General features: G+C 40.5%; 14 protein-coding genes and 2 pseudogenes. 3 read left to right on the forward strand and 13 right to left on the reverse strand.

Features of this window, described 5'->3' with window-relative positions; translation table 11 throughout:
• Positions 1–82: 82 nt before the first annotated feature.
• The 8 genes and pseudogenes from NDM98_RS12385 to kduI form a co-directional block, all read right to left on the reverse strand.
• Positions 83–1,906, reverse strand: a complete 1,824-nt coding sequence (locus NDM98_RS12385) for a UbiD family decarboxylase (protein ID WP_251608034.1) — start codon at positions 1,904–1,906, stop codon at positions 83–85.
• Positions 1,907–2,074: 168 nt separating this feature from the next.
• A pseudogene (gene kduD, locus NDM98_RS12390) lies at positions 2,075–2,832 on the reverse strand (2-dehydro-3-deoxy-D-gluconate 5-dehydrogenase KduD).
• A gap of 2 nt (positions 2,833–2,834) precedes the next feature.
• Entirely contained in the window at positions 2,835–3,752 is a 918-nt protein-coding gene (locus tag NDM98_RS12395; RefSeq protein WP_251608037.1) for a zinc-dependent alcohol dehydrogenase, read from the reverse strand.
• Between the two features lie 121 nt (positions 3,753–3,873).
• Entirely contained in the window at positions 3,874–5,175 is a 1,302-nt protein-coding gene (locus tag NDM98_RS12400; RefSeq protein ID WP_373370409.1) for a TRAP transporter large permease, read from the reverse strand.
• A 24-nt stretch (positions 5,176–5,199) separates the two neighbouring features.
• Positions 5,200–5,673 carry a TRAP transporter small permease gene (locus NDM98_RS12405; protein ID WP_251608042.1) on the reverse strand — a complete coding sequence of 158 codons (474 nt, stop codon included), beginning with the start codon at positions 5,671–5,673 and terminating at the stop codon, positions 5,200–5,202.
• A gap of 15 nt (positions 5,674–5,688) precedes the next feature.
• Positions 5,689–6,711, reverse strand: coding sequence for a TRAP transporter substrate-binding protein (locus NDM98_RS12410; protein ID WP_251608044.1), 1,023 nt, complete (start codon positions 6,709–6,711; stop codon positions 5,689–5,691).
• A gap of 20 nt (positions 6,712–6,731) precedes the next feature.
• Positions 6,732–7,697 (reverse strand): C-terminal binding protein, encoded by a 966-nt coding sequence (locus NDM98_RS12415; RefSeq protein WP_251608046.1) that lies wholly within the window; start codon positions 7,695–7,697, stop codon positions 6,732–6,734.
• A gap of 19 nt (positions 7,698–7,716) precedes the next feature.
• Positions 7,717–8,548: pseudogene (gene kduI / locus NDM98_RS12420) on the reverse strand (5-dehydro-4-deoxy-D-glucuronate isomerase).
• A gap of 216 nt (positions 8,549–8,764) precedes the next feature.
• Between kduI and NDM98_RS12425 the strand changes: the two are divergent.
• Complete coding sequence (locus NDM98_RS12425; RefSeq protein ID WP_251608048.1) at positions 8,765–9,532, forward strand: IclR family transcriptional regulator; 768 nt, start codon at positions 8,765–8,767, stop codon at positions 9,530–9,532.
• 104 nt (positions 9,533–9,636) lie between these two features.
• Here NDM98_RS12425 and eutH read toward each other — a convergent pair whose 3' ends face one another.
• On the reverse strand, positions 9,637–10,713 hold the full coding sequence (gene eutH, locus NDM98_RS12430) for an ethanolamine utilization protein EutH (protein ID WP_373370410.1): 1,077 nt from the start codon (positions 10,711–10,713) through the stop codon (positions 9,637–9,639).
• Between the two features lie 127 nt (positions 10,714–10,840).
• Between eutH and NDM98_RS12435 the strand changes: the two genes are divergently transcribed.
• Both NDM98_RS12435 and NDM98_RS12440 read left to right on the forward strand, forming a co-directional pair.
• Entirely contained in the window at positions 10,841–11,611 is a 771-nt protein-coding gene (locus NDM98_RS12435) for a zinc ribbon domain-containing protein (protein ID WP_251608051.1), read from the forward strand.
• 80 nt (positions 11,612–11,691) lie between these two features.
• The gene (locus tag NDM98_RS12440) at positions 11,692–12,201 is read left to right on the forward strand and encodes a hypothetical protein (RefSeq protein WP_251608053.1); all 510 of its coding nucleotides are present in this window, start codon (positions 11,692–11,694) and stop codon (positions 12,199–12,201) included.
• A gap of 104 nt (positions 12,202–12,305) precedes the next feature.
• Here the strand turns inward: NDM98_RS12440 and NDM98_RS12445 are convergent, their stop codons facing one another.
• The 4 genes from NDM98_RS12445 to NDM98_RS12460 all read right to left on the reverse strand — a co-directional run bounded on the left by NDM98_RS12445 (position 12,306) and on the right by NDM98_RS12460 (position 16,455).
• Positions 12,306–13,241 carry an ABC transporter substrate-binding protein gene (locus NDM98_RS12445; RefSeq protein WP_251608056.1) on the reverse strand — a complete coding sequence of 312 codons (936 nt, stop codon included), beginning with the start codon at positions 13,239–13,241 and terminating at the stop codon, positions 12,306–12,308.
• Positions 13,242–13,368: 127 nt separating this feature from the next.
• Positions 13,369–13,614 (reverse strand): hypothetical protein, encoded by a 246-nt coding sequence (locus NDM98_RS12450; protein WP_251608059.1) that lies wholly within the window; start codon positions 13,612–13,614, stop codon positions 13,369–13,371.
• A gap of 10 nt (positions 13,615–13,624) precedes the next feature.
• Positions 13,625–14,986 (reverse strand): ribosomal protection-like ABC-F family protein, encoded by a 1,362-nt coding sequence (gene abc-f / locus NDM98_RS12455; RefSeq protein WP_251608062.1) that lies wholly within the window; start codon positions 14,984–14,986, stop codon positions 13,625–13,627.
• Between the two features lie 326 nt (positions 14,987–15,312).
• A complete protein-coding gene (locus tag NDM98_RS12460; protein WP_373370379.1) occupies positions 15,313–16,455 on the reverse strand; it encodes an MFS transporter in 1,143 nt (380 codons plus the stop codon).
• Positions 16,456–16,824: the final 369 nt, after the last annotated feature.

Here is a 16,824-nt window from a genome sequence, read left to right on the forward strand (position 1 = left end):
CTATCTCTATAACCATTTATGGGAAGGTAGAAACATGATCTAGTAAAAAACCGCAACCAGGTTTGGTCACGGTTCTCTCGTTTTATGCTTTAAATACACCATTATCCCCGAAAAAACGATCGATTCGACGTTCAACTTCATCGTTTTCGACAAGAGGTGGTGCATGATGTGGCTTAATTCTTGCATCAATAATGACTGCATCACATCCCCAGTGCTTATGCTCTGTAAAGCTGTTCACACCATAGATATCATGTGATGGATTGCTTCTTGTAAATGTGGTCCAGAGGAAGTTATCCTTAGTCTCGCTTACGAAACGACTATCATCGGCCAAAATAAGCAACGGACATGAGCTTAAGCTACCTGCTTCAGCTAATTCTTTTGTCAGTTGCTCAAGCTCTTGAGCTGCTTGATCGTAACTAACAAACGGGTTCAATTCAAAACTAACAACTCCCGGTGTGACAAGTTCCGCATTTTTTACAGATTGAAGCGCTACGAGTTCTTCTGGTACTGAGCCACAAAGAGTACGTTTTTTCTCACCATACGCAGCAAATACAACCTTACTTCCGCTATTTAAACCCGTTCCGCTATAATCGAGTGTATCAATGGTTGTATTTGTATAGAAGTGAAGATCGCGCCGAAGATCCATTCGTTCTAAGACATACCGCAAAAAGGCTAGCTCATCATGTGTACTAATTGGCTGATCCTCTTCTGCTGTAATAAACAAATACTTCGCCAAGCTCAACTGCCCGAATCCGAGCACTCGGTTAGCAATCGTCAAAAGTTCTGTTGGCTGCTTAACCTTTTGATAAGGCGTATACCGTTCACTTCCTAGTGCAAATAAAAGCGGGTGCACACCGGCTGCATCAACAGCATGAACCTCTTTCACACCAGGGAGTTCTTGGGTGACAGCTTTTCCTGTTAACTCATGAATAATTGCACCAAAGCTGGTATCCTCTTGCGGAGGACGGCCCACCACGGTAAATGGCCAGATTGCATTTTGTTTTGCATATACTTTATGAACCTTCAGAACCGGAAATTCATGAATTAAGCTGTAATAACCAAGATGGTCACCAAACGGACCCTCTGGTTTTGTTTCATCCGGATAAATTTCACCGGTAATCACAAAATCAGCGTCATGACTAACACAGTAGCCATCTTCATAGCTATAGCGGAATCTACGTCCCGCCAATAGCCCAGCAAACAGCGTTTCGCTTAATCCTTCTGGTAGCGGCATCACTGCAGAGAGAGTATGTGCAGGTGGTCCACCAACAAAAATACTAACTTTGAGTGGCTCTCCTTTTTTAGCTGCCTCTGTTTGGTGCACTCCAATACCTCGTTGAATCTGGTAATGAAGCCCAATTTCTTTATTAGGCTCGTATTCATTTCCTGTTAACTGTACTCTATACATGCCAACATTGGCACTTTTTATACCAGGATTAGATGGGTCTTCACTATATACTTGTGGCAAAGTAACAAATGCCCCTCCATCCATTGGCCAGGAATGAATTGGTGGCAAATCAGAAATTGAGATTTCCTCAAATCCAGCGCCAGAAAGACTTGATTTCTTTTGCGGCAAAGCCTTGAGTGCAGCCAGTCCCTTACCTGCATTCTTAATCGGGTGTTTGGCCGCCTTCATTGGATCATCACGTAATTCTACTAACTCTTTAATATCCTCCCAATTTTTTCGGAACATAAATTTACTACGTTCGGGAGTACCAAATAAGTTGGAAACGGCACGATATTTTGATCCCTTCACGTTCTCAAACAAGATAGCTGGTCCACCCTGCTGATAAACTCTACGCTGAATTGAAGCCATCTCAAGATATGGGTCAACCTCTTCTTTTATACGAACAAGATGTCCGTGTTTCTCTAAATCTATAATCGTTTCTTCTAGGTTTTGATACATAGAGTTTTAATTGGAGCACATGTTACCGGCACCCCGTTCCTTTCTGCTGCTCATAAGCGGCTAATCAATATGTATCTATCATATCATTAGTCATTACTGCGCTTCCAATGATATTGTATATTACAAAAAACCCTGCTTTCGCAAGGCTTTCAGGATATATAGTACATATTATCTTCCTAACCAAGCCACCATCAACAGCTAGTGTAAATCCATTTACGTAGTCTGATGCAGAGGAAGCGAGAAATACGACTGCTCCCTGCATGTCTTTAGGTTGTCCCCATCTTTCTGCAGGGATTCGATCAAGAATTTGTTTACTGCGTGTTCCATCTTCAATTAAAGCCGTATTCATATCTGTTTCCATGTAGCCTGGTGCAATACAATTTATATTGATTCCATGCTTCGCCCACTCATTTGCTAGTGATTTAGTAAACTGCATCACTGCACCCTTACTTGCTGCATATGCCGGAACTGTGAGACCACCTTGGAACGATAATAATGAAGCTAAATTAATGATTTTACCGCTTTTTTGTTCAAGCATTCTTTTTCCAACCTTTTGACACAAAAAGAATACAGCGTTCGCATTCACATCCATAACCATATCCCAATCTTCTTTAGGGAATTCAACAGATGGGTGCCTAGACTGAACACCCGCATTATTTACCAAAATATCAATGGATCCCATGCTCTGCTCAATCATATCAAGCAGTTCATCGTATTTATGGTGATCCTGCAAGTCAAAAGCAATACTCAAACCTTTTACACCTAATTCGGCCATTTCATCAGCAAACGTATCCTGCTTCACTCTGGAAATAATGACAACATTAGCTCCAAGCATGAGCTAAGCCTTTTGCCATGTCTTTCCCAAGACCTCTACTGCCTCCTGTTACGACTGCTACTTTTCCAGTTAAATCGAATAAATTAGACACTCTTACGCCTCCCCTGTAAAATCAAATAATACTTTTACGGCATCTGATGATTGCGTTAACAAATCAAAGCCCTCTTTTGCCTCTTCTGGGGGTAATGTATGTGTGATAATCGCTTGATATTGATCATGTTTCATTAATAAATCTAAAGCAATATCAAAATCCTTATCTGTATACACACGAACAAATTGGATTGACAGCTCTTTAAACATTCCTTTTAGTAGATTCACTTCTGCAGGTTTTTTATAGCCAGCTATGATCACAATCTTACCTCTAACTCTTACAGATTCCATAACATTTGCAAGAACTGCGGGGTGTCCTGCACAATCAAATACACAGTCATACCCTGATCCGTTTGTTTGAGTGTTAACAAAATCCATAACAGGAGTATCTAATGGATTAATAGCGACAAACCCTAACTCTTCAGCTTTTTTTAGTCGGTGAGCATTGGTCTCAACAATAACGACTTCTGATGCACCTGTTGCTCTTAACGTCAAAGCCAGACATAAGCCGATTGTACCTGCTCCAAATACTAATGCACGATCTCCTGGCGTGTAACCTCCTTGGCGAATCGCATGAACCGTTACAGCAACTGGTTCAGCAAGCGCACCGACCTCAAGTGGCATCTGCTCAGGTAGGGTGACAATATTTCCAACAGGTACATCAACAAATTCAGCCATTCCACCGTCACAATCAATTCCAATTAGCTTAAGAGTTTCGCAAACATGCGGGTGTCCAGTCGTACACGGTGTACACTGACCGCAAGAGAGTAATGGGTTAACCGTAACCTTAGTACCAGCAGGAAGGGAAGGGTGTCCATTCTCTATTGTCCCCGAAAATTCATGGCCCATCGTTAGATTCTCTTGAGCACGTGGGTGGGTTCCCGCAAAAATACTTAAGTCTGTTCCACAGATTCCAAGCATACGCCGTTCGAATTCGCACAGATTGAGTAGTAAGCTCTAATTTTTTTTCTTTTGCTATTACCTTTCCGGCTTTTTCATAAACAATCGCTTTCATTTCTCCACTCCTCCATACATTTCTCTATTAATCAAACAATCCTAATAATTCAGGGACTATTAAAGACAGCTCCGGAATAAACGTTACGAGTAATAATACAGCTACTGTTACCACAAAAAACGGCATTAAAGGCTTAATGACATGTTCCAGTTTTAATCCGGCAACTTTTGATCCTACAAATAATACAGGTCCCATTGGAGGCGTAATCGTTCCAATACTTAAGTTAAAGACAATCATGATCCCAAAGTGAACCGGATCAACACCATAGCTCTGAGCAATTGGCCAGAAAATTGGTGTGAAGATCAAAATCGCAGGGGTGGGATCTAGGAACGTCCCGATTAATAGAAGAACAATGTTCATAATCAATAGAATAATAATGATGTTATCTGTAAAACCAAATAATGAATTAGCTAATAAAGATGGAATATTTGTATAGGCCATCACCCACGACATAATCATTGATACCCCAATCAAGAAAATAACAATAACCGTTGTTCGAGTGGCCGTTAAGAAAATTAATGGTAGATCCTTAACCTTAACCGTTCGGTAGATAAAGGAGAGCAATAACGAATAAATAACAGCAATGGCTGATCCTTCTGTAGCTGTAAATACTCCACCTACAATCCCACCTATAACAATCACAATCAACATCAGACTAGGTATAGCCTGTGCAAAGACCTTAAGTGCTTGCTTAAATGTAACAGATTCAGAGCGAGGCATATTTTTCTTTCTAGCCATAAAGAAAATAACAGCCATACAAGCTAGTCCCCAAAGGATTCCAGGTAGGTAACCAGCAATAAATAAAGCGGCAATCGAAGTCCCTCCACTTGCCAGTGAATAAACAATTAATGTGTTACTAGGAGGAATAATCATCCCTGCAGGAGCGGATCCAATATTAACAGCCGCACTGAATTCTTTTTTGTAGCCTTCCTTTTCTTGAAGTGGACCCATTGTCTGACCTACAGCCGCAGCCGATGCTACAGCAGAGCCACTAATTGACCCAAATAACATATTAGCTACTACGTTTGTGTGAGCAAGAGACCCAGGCATTCTTCCACTTATAACCTTCGCACAATTTATGAGACGAAGAGCCATTCCTCCATTATTCATAATGACTCCTGCTAAAACAAAGAATGGAATAGCAAGAAGAGTAAAAGAGTTCATTCCAATAAACATTCGTTGAGCCGAAACGATTAAACCTTGATTCAATCCTACGATGCTGATGATTGCAAGCATCGAACCCAATCCTACACTAATACTGATTGGTACACCTAAGACAAGCATGACACCAACTACAGTGAATAAGATTAGAGCAGCCTGTAATGCTATATCCATGTATTAACCCCCATATCGTTAGAAGCTCCGCTTACCTGTAAGCGCATACAAATTAGCTATACTATATAAAATAATAAACAACCCACTGATCGGAATTGCGCTATAAAGAAATCCGATTGGAACCCCTAGAGAGGCAGATGTCTGCGACCAGGTAATAATAACCAGCTGTAAGCCACCTACAAACATAACCAGCAGCGTGAAAACAATTGTCACAATCTCAATCATCCAATTTAAACCGTATTGAACAGGTTCGGAAAATTTTTCTTTAATAAAATCAATCGCCATATGTCCCTTTTCACCAAATACAAAGGCTCCTCCAAATAACGCCAACCAAACAAAACAATACTTTGCCAATTCCTCAGAAAATGAACTTGGTGCATTAAAGAGAAATCGTGTTGCAACTTGCCAGGTTACTAGTGCTACAAGAAACACAAACAATGAGATACTGAATATACTAAGCACCTTATCTAATAGTAGCTTGATCTTATTCATCGCAGATCTCCTTCTCTACTTAAATGATTCTGCAGCAGCCTGCACATCGTTATATAATTTCTCAGACTCAGGCGTACTGAGCTTACTTTGTATAACTGGGGCTACAGCTTCCTGAAAAACGTCCATGTCCACTTCATTAAATGTAGCGCCGACCTCTTCCGCTTTTTGAACGGCCTGCTCTACCTCTGCATCAAATAGTTCAACTTGATGATTTACTGCTAATTGGATTTCTTCCATAAAAATTTCTTGATGTTCATCAGACATTCCGTCTACAAAATTTTTGTGACCGATAATATAATCTGGTACCATTAAGTGTTGTGTATATGAATAATAAGGTGCGATTTCAGAATGATTTAAATTAGAGAAAATTAGCTCGTTATTCTCTCCACCATCTAATACACCCGATTGAATAGCAGTATACACTTCCCCTTGTCCCATAGGGGTTCCTGTCCCGCCCATTCGGCTCATCATCTGAATGTTAGTGTCACTATCTATGATTCGAATCTTCATTCCTGCTAGATCATCTGGTGTTTCAACTGGTTTATCCTTGTTATACACATTTCGAACCCCACCGTGAAAAGCACCCAAAACCTTCATACCTTCGTCTTCAACCGACGCATACAAATCATCTACAATTTCTGGATTTTGCAATACATCTAGTTGGTGTTCTTTTGAATAGAAAACATATGGCAAATTAAAAACAGCAAATTCATCCACAAGATTTTCCATTAGACTACCAACAACAACAGCCATATCAACAGCCCCAACCTGAACCATCTCCATTGACTCTCTCTGTGCACCTAACAACTCACTAGGGTAGATCAACACCTCGTATGCGCCATTCGTTCTCTCTTTTAATCGCTCACCCATTTCTTCAAGAGCAATATATTGGGGATTACTCTCTGGCTGATTAAAGGATATTCGAATAATTTTGGCGTCGGTTTGCGGCGTTTCCACCGCACCGACTGAGACAGTATCTGAAGAACAACCTGCTAGTAAAAGTATAGAACCTGCTCCAACTGCCAAGAAACGTTTCATATCATCTATAGCTCCTCTCACTACTTTAAGTCATTAACTGGATAGTGAACTGGCTCACCCTGCAAAAAGCGCACAGCTTCAAGAGCAACCTTCTCTTTTAGCTCAACAGCAGCCTGCTCTGAATACCAGCCCATATGCGGAGTACACAGGAAGTTATCAAGCTTAAGAATTGGGTGATCTTTTGCGACAGGTTCCTTCTCCAACACATCTACAGCTGCTCCTGCAATGTCTTTGTTCACTAATGCTTGCTCTAATGCCTCTTCATTAATGATTCCTCCACGAGAGACGTTAATTAGGTAAGCATTATTCTTCATTTTCTTTAATTCATCTGCTCCAATTAAGTTCTGCGCACGGTCCAGTGGACAATGAATCGAGATCACATCAGATTCCGTCAGCAGATCCTCAAAGCTTTTATATTCAACAAACTCAGGCATTCTATTTTGCTTCTCTTGATCGTACTTAGGATCATAAGCAATCACACGACATCCTAGCGCTGAAGCCTTCTGAGCAAATGCCGCACCAATACGACCAAGACCAATTACACCAACTGTTTGTTTACTGTGACGAAATAGCGGAACAGCATGCTGATAGTTCCATTCGCCTTCTTTTACACCTTTGACCATCTTATAAATACCGCGTGTAAACGCCAACATAAATGCCAAAGCATGATCCGCAACTTCCTGAGTTCCATAGTCAGGAACGTTACACACCTGAACTCCAAGCTCACTGGCAACATCTAGGTCTACATTGTTCACTCCTACACCATAACGAACCACCAGCTTTACATCAGACAAAGCTTGAAGAACCTCTCGTGTGATAGGTGCATATTGATTAATCAACACACTTGCACCCTGACAATTCTTAATTAGATCTTCTTCGGTTTTACACTGTTTCAACTCAAATTCAATCTCATTTTTCTCTAGAATTTTTGTTTCATATTCAATATGTTCATGGTCACAATCCGTTATATATACTTTAGGTTCCATTAGTCCACTCCTTAATTGATTAACGTAAGTCCTTCATTTCTACAAAATCCATATCATCAAAATCCTGGTTCTCTCCACACATTCCCCAGATAAATGTGTAGTTAGCCGTTCCTATGCCTGAATGAATCGACCAGCTTGGAGAGAGTACTGCTTGCTCATTTCTAACGACAATATGTCTTGTTTCATGCGGCTGACCCATTAGGTGGAATACATTTGTATCCTCTTCCATATTAAAATAAAAGTACACTTCCATTCTGCGCTCATGTGTGTGGCATGGCATTGTGTTCCAACCACTTCCTTTAGCGATTTCCGTCATTCCCATTGAGAGCTGACAGGTATCCAATACATCAGGATGAATGTATTGATTAATCACTCGCTCATTCATTGTGTCACTCGAACCAAGGAAGCGTTTTGCTGCTTGTTCTTTTGTGACTTTTCGAGTTGGATACGTATGGTGTGCAGGACAACTGTTTAAATAAAACTTGGCTTGGAGTTTGTGAATCCACAGAATAAAACGTGACATTTTCAGCTCCCATTCCAATATAAAGTGCTTCAGCATGGCCCACTTGATAGGTCTCATCTCCCACCTCAACATAACCATCTCCACCAATATTAATTGCGCCCAATTCTCTTCTCTCTAAAAAATATGCTGCAGATAATTGGTTCCCTTCAGGTAAACTCACGCCCGTATCAACAGGGTTTACGCCACCATAAATGATTCGATCTACGTGACTATAAGTAATCACAATTTCATTAGATTCAAAGACTTGCTCCATTAAAAATTGCTCACGTAACTTCTCAGTAGTGTACAAACGTACATCGTCTGGATGATGCGGATAAAGAGTTTTCAAAATAAACCTCTCCTTGTTTCATATTGTGGAACAATGTTTCATTATATATTCATCTTGATTATAAGCGCTTTCATAAATAAAGCAATGCTTTTTGGGAAATTTTATTCTAAATTTTTCCCTTGCTTATTTTTATCTGTACGAAGGGACTTTCATTTCATTTACAAATACCACTCTCTTGATTAAGATTAGAAGAACTACTCACAAAGGTGGAAACCCATGTCTACTGTCCAATCCGTCACCAGAGCTTTGTCTATACTGAACGTGCTTGCGGAGCATCCGAACGGAATAAAGATTACAACCCTTGCTTCAGAGCTAGAATTGTCAAAAGCAACAGTCCACCGACTTCTTGCGACATTAATATCGTCCAATTACGTACGACAGGACCCAGACACAGAACGCTACAAGATAGGCTATCAAATCGTTTCTCTAGCTACTCATTTTTTAAATCATTTTGATATTATTGAAGTTGCAAAACCACATCTAACAAAACTGTCCAACGATATTAATGAAACGGTCCACCTATGTATTGAAGATAAAGGACAAGCTTTATACATTGATAAAATAGAAAGTACACAGCCAATTGCGATGTATTCTCGTATTGGTACACGTGCGCCGATGTATTGTACTGCAGTTGGAAAGGTTCTCCTGTCCGGGATGTCTCCTACTAAATATGGAGAAGTGGTTCAAGAAATACAGTTCAATCAAGTGACAACTCACACGATTAACTCTGCTGAATCACTAGCCACTGAAATAAAGCTTGTGAAAGAGCAAAAATATGCGATCGATGAACAGGAGATTACAGAAGGTGTTCGGTGTCTAGCCTTTCCTTTATATAATTTTAAAGGAGAAATTGTAGCTAGCTTTAGTGTATCCGGCCCGGTAAATCGAATTACGGAACAGTATCTTCATGACTCATTAAAGGAAAAAATGAGAGAGACCGCTAATACAATTTCTCGTGAATTAGGCCATCTTCATAGTTTATAAAAGGATACAAAAAAAGGAGAAACGGGCACTTAAGCTGTCCGCTTCTCCTTTTTATTAAAATGAGAGGTCTTCTGATAAATCCAAGCTTCTACCTATTTGCTCATCTAAACTGCTTCCCTCTCAAACCACAACGCTATAACAGCAGCACTTATTCCCCCTACCAACTTACCAATCATCATATAAATCACCATGTCGCGATTAATACCAGCTACAAATCCAAGATGTCCTCCCAGTACAAATGCACCGCTAACGGAAAAAGCAACAACTACCACTTTGCCTTTAGCAGACATGTTATGTAACAAGGTGAAGGCTGGAATGACATGAGCAAGTGAGGCGACTAGACCCGTAACCGAATTCCCGTCTAAGCCAATTAAAGCACCAGCTTTTTCAAGTGGTTTGCGAAATATGGTCGAAATAAAGGCTACTAGAGGGAATGCGCCGGCTAGTACAACTGCAATTGTTCCAACAATCATCAATCCTTCAGAATATGGCGCCATCTCTTGAAATACTCTGTAGCCAGTGAGTAGCTCTAAACCAGCAATGAATAAACCAATGACACCAACAAACTGAATACTTTTTCCGAAGTAGATAAAAAGAGTAATGCATACATCTGGCTTTTTCCAAAGACCAAGCATAATAATCAAGGAAAAAAGGATTGGGATTAGTAGATTTAGCAAGATCATACTTATCTCAAAGCCTGCAAAAACCGCACCAACAAAGCAGCCCAACGGAATTGTGCCAAGTCCTATTAAAATTCCTTTTGAAAAAAATGCATAATCTTCTTTTTTTATGATTGATAAAGCAATTGGAAGGGTAAAGACAATGGTAGGACCTAGCATCGTACCAAGAAATACCCATGAGAATAAGCCTGCTTCAGGATCAATCGCCATCGCTTCCGCCAAAGCATATCCGCCCATATCCAACGCAAGGATTGTATTAGCAAACGATGCTGGATCCGCACCAATCAGTATGTATAAGGGAGAAACAACGGGTATAAGAAACTGTGCTGCAATTGGCGCTAACGTAATAATGCCAATCATCGCTAAGGCAACTGACCCCATACTTCCTATTCCATCTTGAAAAGCTTTGCCGAGTCCCATCTTATTACCCAAACAGTAATCAAGAGCTCCTAGCCCTAGAAAAACTGTCAACATGAGCATAATGCCCTCATTAATCAAAATCATCTTAGCAACAGCCTCTCAGGTGAATGATCTACACTCAAGTATACTTCTAGATTGTTCATCATTAAATAGAGGCAGCGAACTTTTTCCCTATACGAACCATTACACTTATTAGGAGGCTATTATTATGACTTGTGCAAAATGTGGAACAACACTATCACCAGAAAGTACATATTGCGAAAATTGCGGGGAGCACATTGCAACAGATCAACCCTCAATTGAACAACAGATCCCTCAACAAGAAGAGGCTAGTACGGTTGAGCAAGTAGAAAAAACACCTAATGAAACAGTTGAAAAAATAACAGCTGTAAGTAAAAGCTATTGGCAGTACTTCCTTGCTCACTTAAAGGCGCCAACTCAAAAAGGGATGGATTCGAACCACTCCAATACTAGTTTTGCCATCATTAACGCTGCACTTATTTCCATATTCTTTGCTTTGACTCTTTTTGCACAGCTTAGTCTACGTACGTCTAGTATGTTTGGTCTAAGCTTTACAGAGACCTTTATTCCTGGTCTAGTCTTTATGCTGCTCTTAATAGGCATTACTACAGGTGGCTTATTCCTAGCTATCAAAATAGTCTTTAAGTCTGAAGTAGATTTTAAAGCGCTATTCGTCAAATTTGGCGGGGTTTTACCTCTTCCTGTTGCATTGTCCGTTGCCGCTTTTATTAGTGGATTAATCGGCATTAGTGAGCTCACAAGTTTATTTATCGGCTTACTATTCTTAACCATTTTCGCACTGATGGTTTTAACCTATCAATCCTATCGCAAGCCCGGAGTCGACACGAACATTGATCCTTTATATGGGTTAGTTGGACTATTCGCGATCGTATTGATTCTACTATCTGTCATTTTTTCTTATATGTTAGCTGGGGTTTTGGTATCGATGTTGATGTAAATAGATAAAAGGCTCCAGTTAGTTTGGAGCCTTTTCTAATGTGAATTTTATTCGCATTCTATATTAACTAGGAGGAAAACATGTCCAGAGAATCTGCTTTAAAGGAACCAATAAATCTTAATGAAATTCCCTCAACCGAAGAAGAAGCACTTCAACTGTATATAGGGGAGAAGTATGATTATTACAAGAAAAAATGGTCAATTGGTCGAAACAGAAAACCTGCATTAGTTAGCTTTAATGTAGGAGGGTTTTTCGGAACATTCTGGTGGTCAGCAGGACGAGCGATGTATCTCTATGCTTCTTTTTTCTTTCTGTTCATGTTTCTTGCAGATCTTTTATTCTTACTTACTGGGTATGAGGTTTGGGAAGATTCGATTTATCCCACTGTAGGACTTGTGGTGTATGGTTTATTCGGAAACTATAATTACTATTACTACGCTATGAAAAAGGTTAAGAAAATGATGGGTGAGAACCGATCCAGAAGAGAGATAATAGCTGCAGGTGGGTTTAGATGGAGGAGGTTTTTCGCATGTATAGGTCTTACCTTTATCTATTTTTTATTCAGTGTATTTGTGTTAGGGATTGGATAAGAGCTGTACATATTGGCCCCGCTTTGTAGAGCAAAGATCCTATTTCACTGAATCTGAATAAACCTAAAGAAGCTTCCGCCTGGACAGAAGCTTCTTATCGTTAATTAGTTTGTTTCAGCTAACCAATCGGCCAATTCCTCGGTTTGCTCTACTATTGCAAAGGGATCGTAATACCAAGATCTCTCTTCCTGCCAAACATATACGCGATCGTTTTTGACCGCATCTAAACCACTCCAAATTGGGTCGCTTTTTAAGTCATCTATGGTTTTGTCATTTGATGTAAGAACAATATAATCTGCTGCATATTCATCCAGAACTTCAAATGATAGTTCTTTCCATTGTTCCTCCATGATAATATCTGCTACTTCCTCATCAGGTTGGAAATCAAGTGCTTGATACACAGCTTGTCCACCTCGGCCAAAATTATCTCCATACACATAGATCGATTTTCCTGTAGCCTCCAATATAGAGAAAGATGCATCTTCTCCAACGGCATCTTGTGCTTTTTGACGTGCTGCTTCAATTCGAGTCTGATAGTTCTCTAACCATTTTTCTCCTTGCTCTTCTTTTCCTAGTAGTTGTGCAATTCCTGTGATTTCTTCTTCTGTATTTTTTAACGTACCAAAAGGAATGGCTACGGTTGGTGCAATTTTAGCGAGTTCATCATAAACAGCCTGATCACTTGTACCCGTTATAATAAGGTCGGGCTGGAGTGACAAAATCTTCTCATACGATTCGTTACCATCCATTCCAATACTCTCAATTTGATCCGTATATTCAGTTAAGTAAGGATTCTTTAATGATAATTCCTTTGCCCCGATAGGCATACTTCCTAACGCTATAACACTTGCTAGGTATTCATCCGCTATTATCCGCTTTGGGTTAGCGGGTATTTCTACTTTTTCATTTGTGAATTCACTATCTACTTCAACAACTTCATTAGCTGAAGCATTATTTTCCTCACTGGAACCTGCTTCCCCGCAAGCAGCGCAAACTAGTACGACACTGATTATCCCCAAACCTAACATATATGATTTCATTTTCTCTCTCCCTCTTTCTTATCTAAAGCCATCCTCATTATATCGATAATGATTATCATTATCAATTTTATTTTAAAATAAAAAGACCACTACTCAAAAGTAGCGGCCAAAAATTATACGTATACCTTTATATTAAACGCTTCTTCTTCTGCAAAAGCTCTTGAAATTGCTGATCTAGCTCTTTCTTTTCTTCTTCTTTTACAGCCATCGATAAGCGGCTCACTACTTCTGTGATCTGCATATCAATTGTGAGCAGCTCCGTTTCTTTTGAATCACTTTGGATACTGTCTTCAATTGACTTCGTATGTTCTAGAGTGACAATAGTAGGTTCTGCCTCTTCAAAAGATAGAGTATGCGTCGCTAATGTGGTCACTAACGATCGATCATGAGTCACAAATATGATCGTACCAGGAGGCTGCCAAAACCTCAGTTAGCGCTTCTTTTGTATCTAGATCAAGATAGTTTGTTGGCTCATCCAGAACAAGCACATTATAATTTCCTAGAAACACTTTTACGAGTGAAGCTCTCATTCGTTCACCGCCACTTAATACATTCGCCTTTTTATGAACATCATCTCTTTTGAATGCAAGCCTTGCCAGCATCTTGCGGATGAATGTTTGATTGTACGGACTATCTTTCATCGTATTTTCAAGAATGGTTTTATTGTTCTCAAGGTTTTCCTGATGCTGATTAAAGAAACCAATTTTGGCAGGCTGCGCAATCGTCAAACTCGGATCATGATTAACAATCTGATTTAAAAGTGTTGATTTCCCTGAACCATTGCCTCCTATAATAGCTAATCTACTTCCAAGTGAGACTTCTCCATTTACATGTTGCTTTAATGTTACACTCCCTACTTTTACGGGACTTCCGTTAAATTGTATGATCCTCTTACTATGAAGCGCAGGAAATTCCGCTAGATCAAAAACGATTGGTTCGTGTTCTTTTGGTTTCTCTTTTTTCTCTAGCTTCCGCGACCTTGTTTCCATCGCTTCTGCGGCACGATTTAACTTCGCTTTTTGCACACCCGCACTTCTCTTGTGAAGTCTCGCCTCAGAGTTCCCCATACGACTAGGTGCTTTTTTAATTCCATCCGACTTTGCCTTAAGTTGTCTTGCCGCTTGTTCGAGCCGATTTTTTTCCCGGGTGTACTCTTGATACTCCCTTTGACTCTTGTCTGTTTCTATCTGCTTCTGCTTTAGATATGCATCATAATTGCCTTCATACACGGTTACCTGCCCAGCTTCGATTTCCCAGATTGCTGTACAGAGCTTGTTCAGAAAATCCTTATCATGAGAGGTTAAGAGGATCGCACCTTTAAAGGCTTGCAGTTCATGTTCAAGTTGCTCAATCCCTGCTACATCCAAGTGACTGGTTGGTTCATCCGCTATTAACACATTGGCATTAGACGTTAGGGCCTGAGCGATTTTCCGCCTTGTTTGCTCACCACCGCTAATCTGATCTTGGCCTTGATCCGCAAGCTTCCATTTTCCATTTAAGTCCGCACTTATTTCCGAATCTAACTCCTCAAGCTTGGGAACATATGAGACTGAACCATATCGTTCCACTACTCCGGCATCGGGATCAGCTGTGCCCGCAAGCATGGACAACAGGGTTGATTTCCCCTCGCCGTTTCGGCCAACAAGGCCAATTCGGTCCTGATCATACAAATATAATGATTCAATGGAGAAAATCGTACGTCCTCCATAGCTTTTTTCTAAATGATCTACTTTTAAAAACAACATAAAAAAACTCCCTCCAGTTGCTAGAGAGAGTTCGTCCGATGCTAATTAACTATACTCAAATAAAGCCATACGTCCCCTTAAAGGCGGACTTAGGCTGAATATAGATTAGTACCCATACAAACACAGACGAATCTCATCTCTAAACATACTCGTTAATTACACTTAAATGAATGCAGACCTATTGCGCTGGCTGTTCATTTAAAATCATTAAGATGTACTGTTTATTTGATAAGATTCTACTTCATTGTACGAGGTACCATCCTTTCCACATAATTGCTATTATCTTTGCACAGAAATCAGTTAATTGTCAAGAAGCTGATTCACTTTCAATCGTTGGTTGACGGAATGAAAAGAGTGCAAAGCCAACAGACAGAACAACTAAGAGACTTCCAAGCAATCGGCGCTGCTTCAACAGAAAAGCCATTCACCACTAAACCACCTACTCCAGATCCAATAGCGATACCAAACTGAAGAGCGGACGTATTAATACTCTGCTGAATATCCGATGTGCTTGGAGCCGTTTTAATGAGATAACCCTGTTGTGCAGGAGCAATCGACCAGCTCAACATTCCCCAAATAATGAGGGAAACGGTAAATAGGATAACCGATTGATTAGTTAACGGCATAGTTGCTAATACAATAAAGAAAAGCACCGTAAAGAAAATAACCGTTCTTTCCGGACCAATTCGATCTGTCAGCCAACCACCAATGCCGCCACCACTCACAGCCGAGATACCAAAAACAAAAAATGCGATGCTAATCAAATAAGGTTCAGCGTTCATTGTTACATTTAGATACTCCGCAAAATACGCGTACATCGTGTAATGGCCTGCCAAAACTAACAGTGTCACGATATGAGCACTAGAAAGCTTCACATATTTAAGTGATTTAAGCTGATCACGAACCGAGCTCACCTGCTCAGGAGGAATCGGATCCAAGTACTTCATAATCACAACCCCAGCAATTAACGTCAGAACCGCAATGATCAGAAATAAAATTCTCCATCCATACGCCTCACCAATTAACACACCAAGCGGTACGCCAAGAACCAGCGCCGAGCTTACGCCCATCGTAATCATACCAATCGCACGAGATCGATAGGCTGGATCCACAATCTTTGGCGCGATGGTTAGGGACAATACGATGATAAGCGCAGCGCTCATCGATGTAATTACTCGAAAAACAATAAGAACCGCATAACCAGGACTTAAAAACGACCCGATGTTTGCCAAAAAGAAAATCCCAAGTGCAATCAAGTAGAGACGCTTCCTCTCATACTTACTTGTCAGGGACATCAACACCGGCCCAGAAATGGCAAACACCAGCGCAAAGATTGTAATTAACTGACCAGCCGCTCCCACCGAAACGCCTAGATCTCTAGATATAACAGGGAGAATTCCTCCAATAATTAACTCAACCATACCAACAACAAACGCCGAGACAGCGAGAACATATACTTTAAAATTCAAAATGATGCACCTTCTTCTATGATGTAAAATCCACCTGTGTTAGTTTACCTTACATACAGACAAACAACAAGGAGCCAGCTCAGATAGAGGCAAGGAAAATATCGGGACCGTGGGTGGGGAGGGGTTTTGTATATAGGGTTTATGGTTTTACATGTCGTTTCTTCTTCGTCCCGTGTCCGTTTTCCCTCTCGCATGTCAGTTTGGCGTTCTTGCGTGTCGGTTCCGCTCCGCCGCATGTCCGTTTTCCCTCTCGCATGTCGGTTTGGCTTTCTTGCATGTCAGTTCCTCTCCGCCGTGTGTCCGTTTTCCCTCTCGCATGTAAGTTTGGCTTTCTTGCATGTCGGTTCCGCTCCGCCGTATTTCCGATCT

Source organism: Alkalicoccobacillus plakortidis (assembly GCF_023703085.1).
GTDB lineage: Bacteria > Bacillota > Bacilli > Bacillales > Bacillaceae_D > Alkalicoccobacillus > Alkalicoccobacillus plakortidis.